We start from the raw sequence: 17,726 nt of genomic DNA on the forward strand, positions 1-17,726 counted from the left end.
AGAGCAACGGCATGGCCGAGAGCTTCGTCAACACCTTCAAGCGCGACTATGTGGCGCGCATGGACCTGAGTGACGCGCAGACGGTACTGGCACAACTGCCAGCAGCCTTCGAGCACTTCAACGAGGTGCATCCGCATTCTTCGCTGAAAATGCGTTCACCTCGGGAGTTCAGGCGGCAACAGGCTGCAGAGGCTGACCAAGTGCTTTATTGCGAATAGGGTGGGGTCGGGAATACGGGGGCAACATCAGTTGCAGCCATTTCGAGTTTCACATGTGAAGTTGCAATAACTCGTGTAGCGACTGAATCGCTTGCCCCAAATCTTTACCTCGCTGTTAAGGTGTGATAAAATGTTACTAATAGTAAATATATGAGTTCTGGCTATTTAAATTAGGTTCTTCATGAAAACTTCAGCGTCTCTGAAATTTAAGCTCCTCACGTATTTGTTGGCCGTCGGGTTGTCGGGTTGTGTAACGGCTCCGAGAAATACAATGAACTATTATGAAGACAATACGGTTGCGTTTAAGTTCAGTGATTTATCAAAGGGTACGGCCTGGGGTTACACAAACGAACCGAGATATGCGCTTGCAGTTTCGGTGCGTGGTTATGACTATAATATGAAAGATGTTGACCGTATTTATACCCAGAATATGAAGGGTAATACGGGTGAATGGTGGAGAGTCGTTGTTAAATTAAATTATGGTGAGATAATCGCCGAGAAGTATGTCAATGTATCGTGGCGTGTCTGTGAAAAATCTTCGGGTTGCACGAGCTTGCCATTTTCAGGTAAACCTCAATCCTCTGAGAAATTGAAGACTCGTGCGATTAGTGCGGATTTCTTGAGTAATTCAAATCCCACATCCGATGGCGTTATTTATGATGCATTGCCTTCGTTTGCAAATAGACACGAACTGCAAATTTCACCAGTCAGTAAGACGGAGTTGCAGGATGTAATTTCAAAGTTCTCCACTCTAAGCGCTAGGTGGCATTCGCGAGCGCCTGAGCGTGAGGAGGCTGAGAGAAATAGGATTAGGCAGCGAACAGCGTGGATACGCAACAGTAAGGTGGGAACCCGGGTGATTTGTAAAACCACATTTTCGAAAATTAATCATACAGATAATGAGAAAATAGCCTGCCAAGGTTATGATGGAGTCATTGAACAGTACGATATGAAGGCTTCAGGTTGGCAAGAGGCGGATGTGGTGCCTCAAATGGATAGAGGGGTAGGTTCGGCCTACCATTGGTTGAAAATAACATATCATAAAATTAATTAAAAATAGTTTGCACGCGCTTGATTTTGAAGGTGAGTGTGTAATAACGGGCGTTGTCTTCAAAGTCAGAATCACACCCGGAGTACCCCAGGAAGCCGCGCTCTTCTGGGAGCGGTCGGGAGCCGTTGAGGGCGCGGATGATACCGTGCATGAGAGCGCCGTCGTCACGGTCTGAGGCGGTGGCCCCTCGGCACATCAGTACGACAGCATAGGTCTGCTCTGCAGAGTAAGCATCTTCTGAAATCACTTCGAGGACTTGTTCACCTGCAAAGCAGACAACAGCTGTAGCGCCAGCCGGGGCAGATTTTTGCGTAGCAGCTTGTTCAGCGGTGACAGAACGCAGCGCAGTAACACGCGCCGCGAGGATTGCAGAGATGTTGTTGCAGACAGCGAAGTAGTTCATTTTGAGGCGGCTTTACGTAACTGATAACGTATAGCGTTCAGCAAATATTCTTCGTCTGCGGGTGCTAGGGCACGCTTTCCGCCACGCTGGCTGAAGATGAATGAGCACCGCGGAGTTTTCCTCGAACCTTGTTCATGGTGTTTACCGTATGCAGTGTCAAAACGCACCCACAGCGCCTGTTTTGATGCGACAAAGCGTGTCTCTGTTAATTCCCACGCAAAACTGACCCGCCATTTCCATCTCAAACTGACCCACCCTCTGACTTGAGCCGCAAGGCTCAAGATGTGGATAAGGTTTTGTTTCTCTCCTTCTTCATGGGCGGTTGTTGGACTGCACTGCTGTGCTTGAAGCGGTAGCTGTCGTTGCCTGTTTCCAGAATATGGCAGTGGTGGGTCAGGCGGTCCAGCAGAGCCGTGGTCATCTTGGCATCACCAAACACGCTCGCCCATTCGCTGAAGCTCAGGTTGGTGGTGATGACCACGCTGGTGCGTTCGTAAAGCGTCGAGAGCAGATGGAACAGTAGCGCACCACCAGATGAGCTGAAGGGCAGATAGCCCAGCTCATCGAGTATCACCAGATCCGTATGCACCAGCCTGTGGGCGAGCTGTCCGGCTTTGCCCTGGGCCTTCTCTTGCCCCAAGGCATTAACCAATTCCACGGTAGAGAAGAAGCGCAACCTTTGGCGGTGGTGCTCGATGGACTGAACAACGAGGTGCATCCGCATTCTTCGCTGAAAATGCGTTCGCCTCGGGAGTTCAGGCGGCACCAGGTCGCAGGGGCTGACCAAGCGCTTTATTGCGAATAGGACGGGGCCGGGAATACGGGGCAACATCAAAAATTCACGCGCGTTGCCTTCTTTGATAGAGCAACCAAAGCCAATGCAGCGCAGTTCCTTCGACAGGTACTTGTTGCCTTCCCGTACCGCATACATACCGTTTTGACGGACAACGGCATGGCCTTTACGGGACAATAACGCTTAAGAGGCGGCGTCACCGACACATGCATCGGTCACATCTTCGAGCGCATCTGCAAGTTCAATGGCATCGAGAAAAGGCATGCCAAGCCGTATCACCCCTGGACGAACGGCATGGTCGAGCGCATGAACCGGACCATCCAGGAATCCACGATCAAGGCGTATGAGTACGAGGGCCTGGAGCAGCTACGGCAAGCACTTGAATGCGCTCAGGTGAAAGACACCATTCCGGGCGATTTGCGAGGCATGGGAAAAAGATCCAAGCCGCTTTAGACTTCATCCGCACCATCTCACTGTGGGACTGAACATATTAATGGCTGCGGAATTCCAGTAACTCATCCAGATCACGGATCCATTCGGGAAGAAAGCTCTGATCCAGCCCGAATGAACCTTTGAGTTCGGGTCCATCCGGGGAATCCTTCATGGTGTATTGGGTTAACAGGTGACCCCATGCGTTCGCCCCCCCGATGGCAAGCAAGAATTGAGGCTCGATCCCGGATAGTTGGACAGGGTCGATATCAAACTTTCCCGCTATCAATGACTGATAGGCCTGCGAAAGATCTTGCTTGAATTTCTGGATTTCTGTCGGCATAACCAGCCACTGAACGTTGCCAGAAAAATTACCATCCGTAATTTTTACGTTGATGGTCAACCAGTCCATGTAGGGGCCGCCATCTACTTCAATGGATCGAGAAATGGGCTCGATGTCGAATTTGAAATCATCAAAATCAATGGTCAACATTGTTATTCATATGCAAAATGAGAGATAGTCCAATCTACCTTGCGAACCAATAGTTCAATATTTTTGAGGAAGGTCTGCACGAATCAAATCGAAGTGTGAAGGAAGTGTCGGAGCATTGTGGGGTACGGGTTAGCATCATGGATGCTAGCCTTGGTTGCATTGACCTGCCCCCACTGCATGGTCAATGACATAAAGCCAGCGCCCATCCCCCTGCTTGCGCACCAGCTCGGCGGAGCTGCCGGAGGCCACCACGGCGCCGTCATCGGTGGTCAGTTCCCAGTCCGCGCGCAGCAGGGCAAGGTCGCCGTGGATGATGCAGAAGTGGTTGCGGGAGGCCATTCGGCCTGGCGCTTGTAGGAGTTGCGACAACGCGCTTGTGATGGCGTCGAGGCCGGTGTGGTTTGTGCCGTCGCCGCTGGTGCGCAGCACTGCGCCCGGTTCGTAGAGCGCGAGCAGATGGGCGAGGCTGCGGCTGTTGAATGCATCGGCGAATGCGCTGTTCATGTGCTCTGGTGAGGTGATGCTGGGTGCCATGCTGTCGTTTCCCTGGGTGTTGGAGCGGGCCATAGTGGATCGCGCTTCCTGGAGTCACCGAATGGGAAGAACTGCACGGAGGTCACCCGATGAGCGAGAACGCCCTGGAGTCGCCCGCACCGCGTCGCCCGGCTGAATGTCCCGTGGAGGACTGGCTGGCTTTTCTCGGTCATCGCTGGAACGCGCTGGTGCTGTGGCATTTGCAGGAGGGTAGCAGGCGGCACAGCGAACTCGTGGCCGTTCTGCCCGGCGTGTCGCCCAAGGTGCTGTCCGAGCGCTTGCAGGGCCTGGAGGGGCGGGGCTTGCTCGAACGCCGCCCCATGCCGGTCTTTCCCCGGGAGGTGGTTTATGGCCTGACTCCATCGGGCAGGGCGCTGGTGTCCATCCTCGACCAGTTGGAGAGCTGGTCTTGCCAGTTCGGCGGCGGCGGCCGGCGCTTGGCCCGCAGCGGCTGGCCGCTCCGGGAGTCCGGGGGCTCATAGCATCCTGAGCGCAGCGTGGGCATCGCTCATGAAGCTGCCCCTGGCCATTGCTCACCTGGCACCGATGCTGGCGGGATTCGTGGCGAAGTACCCGCGCTGCAAGTGGACGTCGTGACCGATGACGGCCTGGCCGACATCGTGGGCGATGGCTTCGATGCGGGAGTCCGCTTCGGTGAGAGCCTGGCATGGTGCCGGTCGGGCCGCCGCAGCGTTTCGCCTGCGTGGCCGCACCGTCCTATCTCGCCTTGCGCGGCACGCCACGGACGCCGCGCGAGTTGCCCGGCCACGCCTGCATTGGCCGCCGTTTCCCCAGCGTGCACTGCTACGCCTGGGAGTTCCACGTGAATGGCGAGCCACTGGCCGTGGAGGTCAACGGCCCGCTGGTGGCGGTGCTGGGGGACTGTGCCGCGCCGCCAGGCCGGTTCTGTCTCTACTACTCCAGGCGACGGCACCTGCCCGCAGCGCTGCGGGCGCTGGTGGATTTCCTTCGGGCTTGACGGTGCAGGCTGCACGACAATAGCCCATGATTCAAGACAAGCCCCTGGCGGCAACCGAACTGGAGCGGCCTGCCATGGCCCTGCGCACTCTCCCGAACGGGGTACGGCTGCTGGCGCTGCCCATGCCGCACCTGCAGAGCGTCAGCGTGGGTGTGTTTCTGCGCGTGGGCTCCCGCGACGAGACCTCCACCAGCAACGGCATCAGCCATGTGCTTGAGCACATGGCGTTCAAGGGCACGCACACGCGTTCCGTGCAGGAGATCAACCTGGATGCGGAGCGTCTGGGCGCGGAGGTCAACGCCTTCACCGGAAAGGACATCACGGGCTATTTCATGACCGGCCTTGGCTGGCATGCGCAGGCCCTGCTGGGCATGACGGCGGATATCGTCCTGAACAGCGTGTTTCCCGAGCATGAACTGCAAAGGGAGCTGCAGGTGATCCGGCAGGAGGCCATCGAGTACGAAGAGGATCCGGAGGACAGCGCCGGCGATCTGCTGGACCGCGCCATCTGGGGCGATGACCCCATGGGCATGCCGGTGATCGGCACGGTCGCCAATATCGAAGGCTTCACCCGGCAGGATCTGGTGCGCCATGTGCAGTCCCATTACGTGGGAGAAAAGACCGTCGTCGTCGCGGCCGGAAACTTCGATGTCCCGGCCTGGCTGGAGCAGGCGGCGCAGCTGTTCTCCGGCATGCCTGCGTCGGCCGGTCCGGCCGTGGGGCTGCCACCCCGGCCGGCAAAGTATGTGGGGCAGGCCCTGGCCCGGCGCTTCACGCAGGTGTCCCAGGTGTTCGTGAACCTGGCCTATCCCCTGGTGCTTGATGAAGCGCAGGGCGAGCACCGGCAGCGCGCGCGCCTCGTGGCCTCGCTGGCGGCCCATCTGCTGGGCGAGGGGATGTCGTCGCCCCTGGTCGATACCGTGCGTGAACGGCTCGGGCTGGCCTATACGGCCTATGCGGCGATGGAGGGGGGCGACGTCTGGGCCAACTTCATCGTGCATGCCGTCACGACCCCGGACAAGCTCGAAGCGCTGGTGGCAGCGACAGGCGGCCTGCTGCGCGCCCAGGCGGCCGGCATCGACCCCGTGCATCTGGAACGGGCCAAGAACCAGCTGGCGGTCTCGCGGGTGCGTGCGGGCGAGCGGACCTACGCCACCATGGAGCGGGCTGTCGAGGACCTCTTTGCCCATGGCAGCGTGACGTCTGTGGCCGAGACGCTGGCGATGATCGATGGCATCGGAGCCGAGGAAGTGCGCAGCGTCTTCGAGCGCATGCTGGCCCACCCCCCTGCGGTGGCCATCACCGGCAAGGGCGCCAATGCCCGGACCGTGCGGCAACTGGCCGCAGGCCTGGCGGCCTGAGCCGGCAGCGCGCAATGCGTGGGGCATGGCTTCACGGCCATCCCTTCAATCGGGAGAAGCCATGAAAGGGGCGAGATTTTTCCGGGAAGCAGATCGCCTGCAGCACTGCGCCTGGCCCCGCAGAAGGTCGTCCGAATCGTGTCACCCTTTTACAGAAACTGTGACCGAATCACATCCACATCGAACGGCGTCACTCCCTCGAGGGGGGAAAACACCGTCTGCGCCCGCTGCGGCTCGCTCACCCGTTCACCCCGTGCACGTGCATGCAGGTCGAACAGGGTCTCCAGATCGGGTCGTGGTGTGTGCACCAAGGCCCGCAGCATCAATGAAACCCCGCTCAGGTTGTTGCGGACGTTGTTCCACCTTGGCGATGCAGTGAGGCCCAGGTCGGCCCAGATCATTCGGCGCTCCTGCAGGTCCATGACGAAGGGCAGGCAGATCCGGGTGTCGGATGCGATGTCGATGCGGTCGATCACGGAACGCGGCTCGAAGACTTCACCCGATGCCAGGTCGGCGCGGGCCATCCAGCCGGCGAAGCATTCCGGCAGATCGCAATACGGCTGCTCGGTATAGGAGTTGATGGAGGTGACCACGTAGCGGATGCCTTTTTCCACGAGGGCGTCAATGTCGAGGTCGATGAACTCCGAGGCGCCCTGGGGCGCGTCGACAATGTCGCCGCTGTGGCAGCCTCCGAAAGCCGTAAGGTTGTAGTAGGCGACCGTCTGCATGAACACGAAGCGGGCATCGAAGAAGGCCGCGGACAGGTCGATGTCCGTGCGGGCTCGGCCGTTCTTCCACCACAGGAACAGGCGGATGAAGCGCGTATCGGGCAGGGGCAGGCGGCTGCCCCGCACCAGGGTGCGCAGGGTTTTCGACGCGGCACGCTGCGCCAGCGGCACTTTGTAGTCTCGCAGTGCGGGGTCTACGAAGCAGGGGCCAAGCGGCGGCAGCGAGGCAAAGCGTTGGATGAGCGCGTTCTGGCAGATCCGGGCCACACGGGCCAGTATCTCGGGGGCCACAGGCTCACGCCGGTCTTCAGTGCCATAGACCTTGGCCAACGCGCCTTTGGGTGTGAAGGCCCGCAAGGGCAGGGGGCGTGGCGCCCGTGTCTGGGCCAGCACCTGCAGCACGATGGGCGTGGATGCCTGTGCCGCCACCGCCTCGAAGGCGTCGAGCACGGCGTTGGCGTCGCTTGCTCGGCGCAGGCTCACGTCCAGCCGGCGTGCGAATTCGCCTGGGCGCTGCTGCAGAATCGGCGTGAGCGCGGCGATGTGGCGCCGGGCCAGCAGTGTCTCGACACGCGAGCCGAACGAGGGCGCGGCATCATCGCGGCGCGCCGCCGTGATGGCCGCCAGGGCGCGAGGGTACTTGTCGGCATAGTCGCCGGGGTGCAGCACTTCACCCAGGCGCTTCCAGCGCTCGGCGTGCCGCATCACATCCTCCGTGGCGTTGGGGGCGCGATCGAGCAGGCGCAGCAACAGGCGGCGCATCGCGCGCTTCATTGGCGCAAAGCGTTTGGAGGCGGTCGTCAGCGATAGGTCGCCCCCGCTCAGCGAGACGGCCAGCCGAAGCACGTCCGTGGCCGTTTCGACATTGCGCTCCAGGAATGTGTCCACCCGCGCATCGCCGGCCACATGCTGGATCAGTGCGCCGCCAACCAGCGCACGAATCTCCCGGAACGGCACGGTTTCCGGCAGCAGACGGAAGACATCGCCTCGGTACTGCCGGATGAACCAGACGACATCGGCAGCATCCACCTCGGACAGCGAGGTGCGTGACGAAACCAGGGGCGCGAGCAGCGACTCGAATTCATCGATGCTGCCCGACTCGATGACCCGGGACATGAAATTGCCCTCAAGCATCGGAGGCCGGGTGTGCCCGCTTGCGGGCAGGCGCCGCAGGGTGAGGTAGTGCATGACGGCCGTCAGGTACAACTGCGCCTTCGACGCCGACAGCACTTGCTCGGGGAAGCCGGGGAACAGCGGCTGGTGTCGCACATGGGCGCCAGCCTGGCGTCGAAGCACTGCGAGCACCTCGCGCAGCCAGCGTGCGATTTCCTCGGACGACAGCAGGCCGATGCGCTCTATCAATGGCTCGGACAGGACACTGCGGAGGGCCGCAATTTCCTGAACGGCCGAGGCAACCTGGGCGGGTGTGGCGCCGCCGGTGCCGGCAGGGACGTGAACCTTGTTGCGGCGACGCAGGAACAGTTCCTGATTCATGCTTGCTTTTCTCCGTGGGCCGCCGCTGTGGGCCAACTGCAGCGCCACGTCGACGGCCGATATGAAAACGCCTGCAGAAAGCAGGCGCAGTGTGGAGAGCGGGACCCCTAGGTAATCAGAGGTGAGAAGGAAGGTGTCCCATAGCCACGTAGCTATTGTAATGAAGATACTGTTGTTTCATTTTGTTTCCTTGGAGTGATCGTCATTACCTGCAAGCTACTTCCGTCGGCAATCTGTCGTGTCCACGGATTTTCAAGAGGAATCATCGGGGATGACATCGGTGGCGACGGACGTGTTTGACGGAATTGATTTTGATGGTTTCTACGCAAACCATGTTCCACCTGTATGCGATATGTAGCGGGCTATTCGGCGTGGGATGCTCAGGAAGATGACTTCTCCATGAATAGGCCCAATTGCAACCCGATCCATGAATCAGAGAATTGACCCCTCCACTAGCCAGCCCGGCGCCTCCAATTCCGACATCGCCGCCTGCGAAGCCGTCATCGGAGCACGACTGCCCGACTGGCTGCGTGAGCGCCTGCTCGCCGGGAATGGCTGGGAAGTGGATGACACAGCAGGTGCGACGCGCCGGGAATGGCGGTTTCTGCCGGTGCTGGACCGCAGCGACAGAAAGCGGCGTTCACGCACGGCAGAAGACATTGCCTGGCATACGCAGCGGTTGCGGCAGCAGGCGGACGTGCCCGTGGGCGCTGTCGTGGTCGCTCGCGCGTGGTCCGAGACGACGCGGTTGATCCTGTTGCCCGACCTGCAGTCTCCCGACAGGCTGGGGGCCATGTTGTGGATGCAGAACGGGGTTGCCGTGCCGTTGCAAACGCCGGTAGATCCTTTGCTGCTTGGCGCGCAGCCCGAGCCGGCTGCGCGATTGCGGCTGCGGCCGCGCAGCGAGCTGCCGGTATTTCGTTACCACCCCGATCCGGTGGCAACAGGCTCGATACAGGAAAACCATGCGCTCGCATGTCCTTGCTGTGGGCGGGTGTCGGGATGGGTCTACGCGACCACGCCGTACGGATTGGGGGAGCAGCCGTCCGACTTGTGCCCCTGGTGCATTGCCGATGGCAGTGCGGCAAGCCGATTCGGGTCCGGGTTCGTGAGTGACATGGCGGGCGAAGTGCCTGGCGAGGTGGCCGATGAGGTCAATCTGCGCACGCCTGGCTTCATCAGTTGGCAGGGAGAGCAGTGGCTGACACATTGTGGCGATGCGGCTGCCTTCCTGGGACCGGTGGGTTGGGAGGCGCTCAAGGACTTGCCGGATGCCCAGGCCTCCCTGCTGGAGGATGGCTGCGATAAAGAGATGCTTGCGCTGATGCGCAAGGACGGCGATCTCACGGCCTACCTGTTCCGTTGCCTGCATTGCGGTGTCCATCTGGCCTATGCAGATGCGTCTTGAGACCCGGTGCATGCACCATACAGACCGAGAGACAAGCCGGTGACCGATACACAGAAAACAGGCTCCAACCACCACCTTCGCCTGGCCGCCCAGCGTGGCGATCTGGCAAGGATCACGGCCCGGCTGGAGGCCGGCGATGCGCTGGAGGGGCGCCACAAGGGGACAGGGCGCACACCGCTGCTGGAGGCGGTGATCGCGGGCCAGGCGCAGGCCGTATCGCTGTTGCTGCAGCAGGGCGGCGATGTCCATGCCTGCTGCGCGGCGGTGGGGCACACCGCGCTGCAGTGGGCTGTCGTGCAGGGCCATGAGCAGATCGCGCGAACGCTGCTGCAGCAGGGCGCTGCTCCCGACCACCGGGGGCCGGATTCGTTTCTGGGGCATACCAGTCTCATGATTGCTGCGGCGCATGGAAAAACGCCACTGGTGCGCCTGCTCCTTGAGGCGGGCGCCGATCCGGGTGCCGTTGACAACCGGGGTGGCACGGCGCTGACCCATGCCGAGTCGAATGGCCATGTGGAGGCTGCGGCGATGCTGCGCGCAGCGGGCACCAGGCCAGCGCCGCAGGCGCCGGCCCTCATCGTGCAGCCATGGCCAGAGCTTCGCTGGCTGCCCTCGTCACTCACCCGCTCAGGGGAGCCTCTCCCCGGCGACGCGGCGGCTGCAGAAATCGTGCGCAGCTACATCGTGGCCAGCCACGACTGGGAGGTGGATGCGTGGCTCCGGTCCAGGGCGGCGCGCGCAGGTGCCGAGCATTTTTCGTGGGAGGAGGCGCTGGCCAGGGCCGGGGAGATCCGTGAGTTGCATTGCACCAGCAGGAAGCGCCAGTACCCTCGGGCCGCCATTGGCGAAACCCCCGAATGGACGCCCGATATCGCACTGATCGAGGTTGTGCAGCCACGGGCTTCAAGGGCCGAGCTTTTGCTGCGCTTCCCGTCTCCCAGCCATTTCCTGCACGAATACGAAACGGTGTTCGTATGCCTGCGAGAACACGGCCTGTGGCGTATCGATTCGGCCCGCAAGCGACTCGTGGGAACCGCAGGCTGGAGCCAGGTGATTCTCTGAGGGCAGGCATGGACTGCCTGCCTTGGCTGCAACGAACGCAATGCATCATGGCGCTGATGCGATACCCAGGAGTTTTCACATGACCGAGCTTGCCTACGCCTATCTCACGCCTTCCGGATTCGTGCAGCAGCAGGGCCGGGCGGACCTGAGCCTGGCCACCAGCGGTGGCGTTGCACCAGCGGGTGCGGTGGCGCATCCCTTCTTTTTTTCGGGGTTCGTGGAGCATCCTGCGGTGGTGGCGCAGGCGCTGCTGATGGTGGCACGCGTAGCGCGCACGCGTTTTTATGTACCGCCGAACACGCTGGCAGCGGTGCTGAGGGCCGCCGATCCTGTGGTGACGTCCACGCCGCAAGGCCTGCGCTTCGAGTCATTCAGCGTGTGCTGCGGGGCGTATGCGCGCCTGGACGTGGACGCGGCGGCACTGGATGCCGTGCATTCGGCAGCCGGTGTCACCAATGTGGATGTGAATCCGCCGCTGCGCCAGGCGCTGGCGGGGCTGCGTGCCTCGGAGCCCCTGCACCTGAGCGTGGGCAGCGAGGAGTTGCGGGTGGCCACGCTGGCCGGGACGGTGGTGGAGGAGAAGGTGCCGCTGCCCGGGCGCTGGCTCAAGGGGTTTGCCGAGACGCAGATGCTTTCGGCGGGCATGGCGCTGCGCCATGAGCTGGAGGGACCGGCGCTGCGCCAGTTCGTGCAGGCGCTGCCACGGGCCTCGGCCACGAAGACGGTGATGTGGGCCACGCGCGCGGCGCGTTCGCTGCGGCTGGCATCGCAGCCCGCGCCGGGGGCAGTCTGCGTGGCGGGGCCGGAGCGGCTGCGGGTGCTGGAGCCGCTGCTGCGCTTTGCCACGGCGCTGCGTGCCTATGGGCCGGATGCCGAAGCGGGCTCGGCACCGCTGGCCAGTGCCTGGGTGCTGGAGTTGCCCGGCGCAAGGCTTACGCTGGGGCTGAGCCCGGAGAAGGCCCGGGGGTTCTCGGGCGAGGGCTCGGTACTGCACCTGCTGGCGGGAGGCGATGCAAGCGAGGATGCCGACTTCATCTCGACCCTGCTGGCCTTTGAGCCGCGCATCGACATGGCATGTCTGGCGGCGCGGGCCATGCTGCCGCTGCCACAGGTGGCCTCTGCGCTGAGCGTGCTCGCATCTTCGGGCCAGGTCGGTTTCGACCTGGCGGCAGGTGCCTACTTCCACCGCCCGCTGCCGGTGCAGGCAGGGCAACTGAATGCGCTGCATCCGCGCCTGGCCGATGCGCGCAGGCTGGTGGCCGAAGGCCGGGTGACACCCCAGGGCGAGGGGCGGTTTGCGGTGCAATCCGGGGCGCAGCCGAGTGCGCACGCTTCGGAGCAGTTCTACCGCGTGGTGCTGGGCCCGGAGGCTGGGCAGGACCGCTGCACCTGCCCCTGGTACGCAAAATACCAGGGCACGCGCGGCCCCTGCAAGCACACGCTGGCTGCCCGTATCTCCATCGACCCTCTGAATGCGCACGGAGTTGCCGCTTGACCCAGACCATGACCATGGCCCCAAGCCTTTTGCAGCGCAGCGCCCTGCTGCGCGAGGCCTGCCGCAGCAATGATGCAGATGACCTGTCTGCCTATGTCCAGGCGCTGGACGACGCGAGCGAAGCAGACCGCGTGGTGCTGGCCAGGGCCCTGCCGCCCTCGCGCCTGTTCAAGGCCGAGGGGCCGACGCCAAGGGCCTGCTATGCGCTGGTGGCGCTGGGTCGGCCCAAGCTGGTGGCGGAAACGCTGGCTGCCGCGGATGTGCAGCGCCAGCGCGAGTTCAGCCATCGCCATGCGGCAATGGTGCCTGTCGTCATCGATGCGGCGGCTGCGCGGGATGCGCAGTGGCGCACCGAGTTCATCGACCTGCTGGCCCAGCAGTACTGGTGGGGGGCTGACCTGGTATGGCCCGTATGCCAGGCGCTGGTGCGGCAAGGCGGCGCGGTCCCGCACTCCCAGGCCTATCTCGGGTGCTTTGTGCAACAGGTCACCAGCGTGGGGGCCGACGGGCTGCCCGCCGATGAGCATGGCCTGCGCATGGCGGCCCATCTGCAGGCGCATGCCGATCTGCTGGAGCAGGAGTTCCGGGCGCTGTTTTGCGTGGAGGGCATGGGCGTGCACCACTTTCTTGTGGAGCACGCCGCGCCTGCATGGGATGCCGCGGTCCTGGAACTGTGCAAGGCCGATGCCGCATTCCGCCAGCGCCTGCTGGACGAGTCGCTGGATGCACTGCTGCGTGACTTCTCCGCCAAGAACATTGCCTGGTACCTGCGCATGCACCGGTTGGTCGATCCGGTAGCGCAGGAAATCGCCGCCAGGCAGCATGCCTATTTCGCGGTGCTGGGAACGGCACCCAGCACTGCAGCGGGCCTGGCCCAGGAGATGCTGAAGGTGGCGTCCGGGCTGCTGGATGCGGATGGCTTGATCGAGGCTTCGCCCGGCGTGCTGGTGCGCCAGGAAAAGAATCTGGTCAAGGCGCAGCTCGGGCTGCTGGCGGCGATCCAGGCCGATGCGGCGCAGAAGGCACGCATCTCGCAGATCGTCTCCGAAGCCATTGAGGGCATGGCGCTCGATCTTGCCTCGCTGGCCCGCAAGCTGGTTTCGGACCCCGGCGAACCGGCCGCAGGAGCGCATGCCGTGCAAGCCTTGGCGCCGGTAGTGGCCGTGCCGGCTCCGCGCCGCACGCCCCTGCCCGGTGCAGCCCGTGAACTGCCATCCATACGGGACGATGAAGAGCTGCTCGCGCTGATTGCCGCGCAACTGGAAGATGCCGGGCAGGGCACGGACCTGCAGCGCCTGTTGGGCTGCCTGGCCGGCCAGCCGGATGTCGCCTTGCCCGATACGCTGCAGCAGCGCGCCGCGCAGGTGCTCGAGTCGGTCTGGGATGAGCGCAATGCCTCGCCGCGGCGGCTGCTGGCGGCGCTGCTGCTGGGCCGGGAGGTCGGGTTTCGGGGCTATGCCCGTTTTGTGGTCCTGGGTCCGGGCGAGCAGATTCCTTGCGATGTGGCACTGGAGGAACAGGCCCTCACCACCAACCGGTACGACCCGGGGACCGGCGATTGGGCCGTCGATGAAACCTGGACCTCCCGCTCCGGCTACCGGTACGTCCGCACGCACTCGCCCCTGGCCTTGCTGGCCGGCATGTTCCAGCGTCTGCGGCTCGCCGCAAGGCAGGGCCCGCCTTTGCGTCCTCCTTCCGTGCTGCCTGCGCGGAGCTTTCTCTGGAAGAGGGTCCTGGCCCAGCCCGGGGAGGGTACATTTTCCCGCGACCTGGAGGTGCTGGGAGAAGGCGCCAAGCCGTTCTGGGTCGTGGACGGACAGGCCGGCCCAGTCGATGGACATGCCGCGCCGGATGGGCCGGACATGCTGGAGGACCAGGCGCTGGATGTGGCCGGCGTGGCCTCCGAGTTCTCTTTCCGTGCGCAGGAAGCACGGGAGCAGGACGGCTATGACCAGATCGTGCAATGGGCTGCATGGCTGCTGCAGGACAACCCCGATACGCTGGCTGCGCATTTCCACCCGATGCTGTGCGCTGCCGTCGCCGTGGTCAATGTGCGTGGCCTGGGGCCGCTGCTGGCTGCGCTCGGGGCATCGCGGCAGGTGCCGGGCGGACCCGTGTATTCGGCGCTGGCGCTGGCTGCATCGGCCAAGATGGCAGAGCAGCGTGCGCAGGCGGCCGAGGCCTTGGCGCAACTGGCCGGCTCGGGCCTGCTGGACCCCGCGCCCTTCGCCGAGCAGACAGCGGCCCATCTGGCAGATGGCTTTGCCCTGGCCGGCAGGCTGGCCCAGACCCTGGCCGATGCCGCCTCGATCAGCGCGGTGGCCGGATACCGCGTATTGCAGACGCTGGGGGAGTTGCTGGCGCGCCTTGTCGATGCCCAGGGCAAGCCGCTGGCCCAGGCGGGCAAGCTGGTGGAGCTTGCCGCACGCCTGTCCGGCGACTATGGCACGCCCCTGCCAATTCCCGCCGCGCTGCTGGCGCGCCGCAAGGGCGCCTCGGCCCTGGCGGTGGCGCTGAAGGTCCTCGAATCCGTGCAGCCGCATCCCACGACACAGGCCCGGGAAGCCGCCACGGCGGCGCAGGCCGCGAACGAAGTTGAAAGCCCCGCATGAACACCTACAAGAATGCATGGGACTTCTACCGCGACACGACGCGGCTGGTGGCCGACGGGGCAGACCTGAGGGCCCTGTATGACGCAATGCTCGGGGTGCAGGACAGCGATATGCGCTCGGTGGACGCATCGCCCCGGCGGCTGCGCGAGATGGCGCAGAGCTGGTCGCAGCGGCCGAGCTTTGTGCCCATCCGCCTGAACGAGCTGTTCAACGGACTCAAGGTAGAGCACACGGACGACTATGTGCTGGCCATGGTGGCGGGCCTGGGCGGCAGGCATGAGCAGGAGGTGCGCCTGTCCATGCTGCGCCATGACCATGCGCTGCGCGAGCAGGTGTTCTGGCGCATCTTCGAGGTCGAGGGCGGCGGCGAGATCTCGCTGGCCAACATCGACAAGTTCTCGCGCGAGCAATTCAATTGGCACAATAGCGTCGTCCTGCTGGCCAACGAGGGCACGCTGGACCGAAGCCGCGTGCTGCGCTCCTGCCTGCAGGCGCTGAACCGCGACTTCTCGGCCTACCGGGCTGGCTGGTTTTCGCGCGTCTACGCGGCCCTTGTGCCCAAGCCCGAGGAGGCCGCGGCAGACCAGCATCTGCTGCGCCTTTGCATGGGCTCGCCACTCACGGCCACCGTTTCTCTGGGCGTCAAGCAGCTCGACGTGCTGCACAAGGCCGGCCTGCTGGATGCGGCTGCATTCGTGGAGGCTTGCGGCGGCGCATTCTCCGGGCCGAAGGCGGCGGCGCTGCAGGTGCTGCGGATCCTGGACGCGCTTGCGGCAAAAGGCCTGGTTCCGCGCGAATCCCTGGGGCTGGCGTTGGCACCGGGCCTGGGACATTCCCATGCCGATGTGCAGGGCGCGGCGGTGAAGGCTCTGGTGAAGTGGGGGTATGCGGAACTGGCGTACCAGCAGCGCGATTTGCTGGCGCCCGCCGTGGCTGCAGAGTTGCTGCCGGCACCGGGACCTGCGGACTCCGCATGTGGGGAGCACGAGGTCACGGCGGCACCTGGGGAGGCGGCGATTGAATGGGACTGCGGGGGGCTGCAGGCGGGTGTGCCGCCGCCCCGGCCCTTGCACCCCTGGACCGATGAAGATGCCCTGGAGCGCTATGCGGCCCTGCTGGAGGCGCCCGCCGATGCGCTGGAGTTCGAGCTGGCACTGGCATGGCTGGCCCTGTCCGCAAACGTGGCGGCCACGCTGGCCTCCCTGGCCAGGCGGGCTCGCACCCTGGCCGCCCGCGATGAGCAGCATTACCCGGCCGCCTTGCTGGTGTCCGCGGTGGATGGCCAGGCCGCCTTTCTTCCTCGACGGTACTGGCAGCAGACGGCGGTCAGCCTGATGGACGGCAAGCGGGTCGAGGAGAAACTGGGCAAGCCCAGGGCGCTTCCCACAGTCGAAGAGACCACCATGCTGCCCAGCCTGGTGACGCGGCTGCGCGAGGTGGCCGAGGTGGTACAGGGCAGGGCGCCGCGCTGCCCGCTGCTGGCCACGCCTACCGACACCCAGGGCTGGGTTGATGCCGATACGCTGCTGGCGCGTTTTGAAGCTGCAAGGCGCGTTGGCGGGCCATTCCCGGTCGATCAGAGCCAGGCACTGCTGCGCGTGCCGCCGGCGCACCGGGTGCGCGCAGCTGCAGCAATGGGATGCGAACTGCCCGAGGTGGCCGATGAACTGCGCATCGAATGGCGCAGCCGGGCATCGGACAGCCTGAAAGCCAATGGCTCCCCGCAGTGGGTGTGGTGGGATCCGGTGGTGCATGCCGCGCCCTTGGCAGCACCGTCTGCCACCCAGCCCGGGCTGATTGCCTCGGGTTTGCTGCGGTACAGCGACGGGCCTGCTGCCTGTGACCTGACTGCAGCCGAACTGGGCCTGGCCAATCCGGCCTCGACGCTTGCGCTGGTCGCAGCCGGCGTGGCCATTCTCCACGGCGCGGCAGGTGATGATGTCGAGCACCGCGCTGCAGGCCTGTTGCGCGCCCTGGCCGCGCATCCGGGCGCATGGAGCGCCGAAACCGTGCAACTGCCTGCCCTGGGCATGGCGGCGAAGCAGGGCGAGGTGCGCGCGCAGGCGGTGGAGCTGTTCGCCGCGGCGGTTCCGGCCCGTGTGGATGCTGCAGCGGCGGCCCAAGGCTTTGCCGCATGCGCTCCCACCATCGTGCTGGCCCGCTGGGCGCCGGCTTTTGCCGATGCCGCAGGCCTGGCTCCCGCAGCCGTGATCGCCGTGCTCACGGGGCTGCTGCCGCGCCTGGAGCACCAGGCGCGTGGCATCGGATCGCTGCTTGCGGTGTTGCTTGATGAGTCGTTGCGCCATGCGCGCCCCGTCACCGATGCCAGCCTGCGAGCGTGGCTTGCCGGCTTCAGCGGTGCCTCCGCCGCCGCCAAGGCGGCCAAGGCGCTGCTGGCCCTGGACGCAGCCGGCGCGTAGCGGCCGGACCGCACCATGCCGGCATGGCCACCCAACACTTCGCCGCCACCTCCCTAGACGGCTTCCTGGCCACCTACGAATGGATGCTGCGCCACGCGGACACGGTGGCGAAGGAGGCCGGGGCGGCGTGGCCGTATACGCAGCCCGCCTGGGTGTTTTCCAGCCCTGCACTGCCTGGTATCCCGGGCGCCGATATCCGGTTTGTCAACGGCGATGTGCGTGCCAGCGTCGGTGCTTTCATGGGGA

At 64.0% G+C, this 17,726-nt stretch carries 15 protein-coding genes and 2 pseudogenes; 12 read left to right on the plus strand and 5 right to left on the minus strand.

Translation table 11 applies throughout. The annotated features are described in order from the left end of the window. Together A9976_RS10055 and A9976_RS10060 are read left to right on the plus strand one after the other, a co-directional pair. Positions 1 to 218: integrase core domain-containing protein (locus tag A9976_RS10055; RefSeq protein ID WP_183018885.1), on the plus strand; the 218-nt coding region annotated here is incomplete at its 5' end. Between the two features lie 271 nt (positions 219 to 489). Then, positions 490 to 1,272, plus strand: a complete 783-nt coding sequence (locus A9976_RS10060; RefSeq protein WP_183018886.1) for a hypothetical protein — start codon at positions 490 to 492, stop codon at positions 1,270 to 1,272. Here the strand turns inward: A9976_RS10060 and A9976_RS10065 are convergent. Both A9976_RS10065 and A9976_RS10070 read right to left on the minus strand, forming a co-directional pair. Continuing rightward, on the minus strand, positions 1,265 to 1,672 hold the full coding sequence (locus A9976_RS10065; RefSeq protein ID WP_183018887.1) for a hypothetical protein: 408 nt from the start codon (positions 1,670 to 1,672) through the stop codon (positions 1,265 to 1,267). The genes A9976_RS10060 and A9976_RS10065 overlap by 8 nt on opposite strands. A 277-nt stretch (positions 1,673 to 1,949) precedes the next feature. After that, positions 1,950 to 2,378, minus strand: a pseudogene (locus tag A9976_RS10070) (ATP-binding protein); the annotation flags it as partial. A gap of 381 nt (positions 2,379 to 2,759) precedes the next feature. On the opposite strand from A9976_RS10070, the gene A9976_RS31340 reads away from it, so the two are divergent. Continuing rightward, a complete protein-coding gene (locus A9976_RS31340; RefSeq protein WP_259649164.1) occupies positions 2,760 to 2,918 on the plus strand; it encodes a hypothetical protein in 159 nt (52 codons plus the stop codon). A 37-nt stretch (positions 2,919 to 2,955) separates the two neighbouring features. Here A9976_RS31340 and A9976_RS10080 read toward each other — a convergent pair whose 3' ends face one another. After that, positions 2,956 to 3,387: a hypothetical protein gene (locus A9976_RS10080; protein WP_183018888.1), complete on the minus strand. Its 432-nt coding sequence runs from the start codon at positions 3,385 to 3,387 to the stop codon at positions 2,956 to 2,958. 144 nt (positions 3,388 to 3,531) lie between these two features. After that, positions 3,532 to 3,954 (minus strand): nuclear transport factor 2 family protein, encoded by a 423-nt coding sequence (locus A9976_RS10085; RefSeq protein WP_220808594.1) that lies wholly within the window; start codon positions 3,952 to 3,954, stop codon positions 3,532 to 3,534. A 56-nt stretch (positions 3,955 to 4,010) separates the two neighbouring features. On the opposite strand from A9976_RS10085, the gene A9976_RS10090 reads away from it, so the two are divergent. From A9976_RS10090 to A9976_RS10100, 3 genes are all read left to right on the plus strand, one after another. After that, a complete protein-coding gene (locus A9976_RS10090; RefSeq protein WP_183018889.1) occupies positions 4,011 to 4,403 on the plus strand; it encodes a helix-turn-helix domain-containing protein in 393 nt (130 codons plus the stop codon). Positions 4,404 to 4,588: 185 nt separating this feature from the next. Continuing rightward, complete coding sequence (locus tag A9976_RS10095) at positions 4,589 to 4,900, plus strand: hypothetical protein (RefSeq protein WP_183018890.1); 312 nt, start codon at positions 4,589 to 4,591, stop codon at positions 4,898 to 4,900. A 74-nt stretch (positions 4,901 to 4,974) separates the two neighbouring features. Next, the gene (locus A9976_RS10100) at positions 4,975 to 6,261 is read left to right on the plus strand and encodes a pitrilysin family protein (protein WP_183018903.1); all 1,287 of its coding nucleotides are present in this window, start codon (positions 4,975 to 4,977) and stop codon (positions 6,259 to 6,261) included. A 149-nt stretch (positions 6,262 to 6,410) separates the two neighbouring features. Here A9976_RS10100 and A9976_RS10105 read toward each other — a convergent pair whose 3' ends face one another. Then, the gene (locus tag A9976_RS10105; RefSeq protein ID WP_183018891.1) at positions 6,411 to 8,483 is read right to left on the minus strand and encodes a TerD family protein; all 2,073 of its coding nucleotides are present in this window, start codon (positions 8,481 to 8,483) and stop codon (positions 6,411 to 6,413) included. 427 nt (positions 8,484 to 8,910) lie between these two features. Between A9976_RS10105 and A9976_RS31345 the strand changes: the two genes are divergently transcribed. The 6 genes and pseudogenes from A9976_RS31345 to A9976_RS31350 all read left to right on the plus strand — a co-directional run. Further along, positions 8,911 to 9,891 carry a CbrC family protein gene (locus A9976_RS31345; protein ID WP_259649165.1) on the plus strand — a complete coding sequence of 327 codons (981 nt, stop codon included), beginning with the start codon at positions 8,911 to 8,913 and terminating at the stop codon, positions 9,889 to 9,891. Positions 9,892 to 9,930: 39 nt separating this feature from the next. Next, on the plus strand, positions 9,931 to 10,953 hold the full coding sequence (locus tag A9976_RS10115) for an ankyrin repeat domain-containing protein (RefSeq protein ID WP_183018892.1): 1,023 nt from the start codon (positions 9,931 to 9,933) through the stop codon (positions 10,951 to 10,953). Positions 10,954 to 11,032: 79 nt separating this feature from the next. Continuing rightward, positions 11,033 to 12,448, plus strand: coding sequence for an SWIM zinc finger family protein (locus tag A9976_RS10120; RefSeq protein WP_183018893.1), 1,416 nt, complete (start codon positions 11,033 to 11,035; stop codon positions 12,446 to 12,448). Between the two features lie 14 nt (positions 12,449 to 12,462). Next, positions 12,463 to 15,060: a DUF6493 family protein gene (locus A9976_RS10125; protein WP_183018894.1), complete on the plus strand. Its 2,598-nt coding sequence runs from the start codon at positions 12,463 to 12,465 to the stop codon at positions 15,058 to 15,060. Continuing rightward, complete coding sequence (locus A9976_RS10130; protein ID WP_183018895.1) at positions 15,057 to 17,480, plus strand: DUF6493 family protein; 2,424 nt, start codon at positions 15,057 to 15,059, stop codon at positions 17,478 to 17,480. The genes A9976_RS10125 and A9976_RS10130 overlap by 4 nt, the downstream gene beginning before the upstream one ends. Before the next feature lie 23 nt (positions 17,481 to 17,503). Further along, positions 17,504 to 17,704, plus strand: a pseudogene (locus A9976_RS31350) (dihydrofolate reductase); the annotation flags it as partial. Positions 17,705 to 17,726 lie beyond the last annotated feature (22 nt).

Origin of the sequence: Delftia sp. UME58 (assembly GCF_014170385.1) — a bacterium.
Classification (GTDB): domain Bacteria; phylum Pseudomonadota; class Gammaproteobacteria; order Burkholderiales; family Burkholderiaceae_C; genus Comamonas; species Comamonas acidovorans.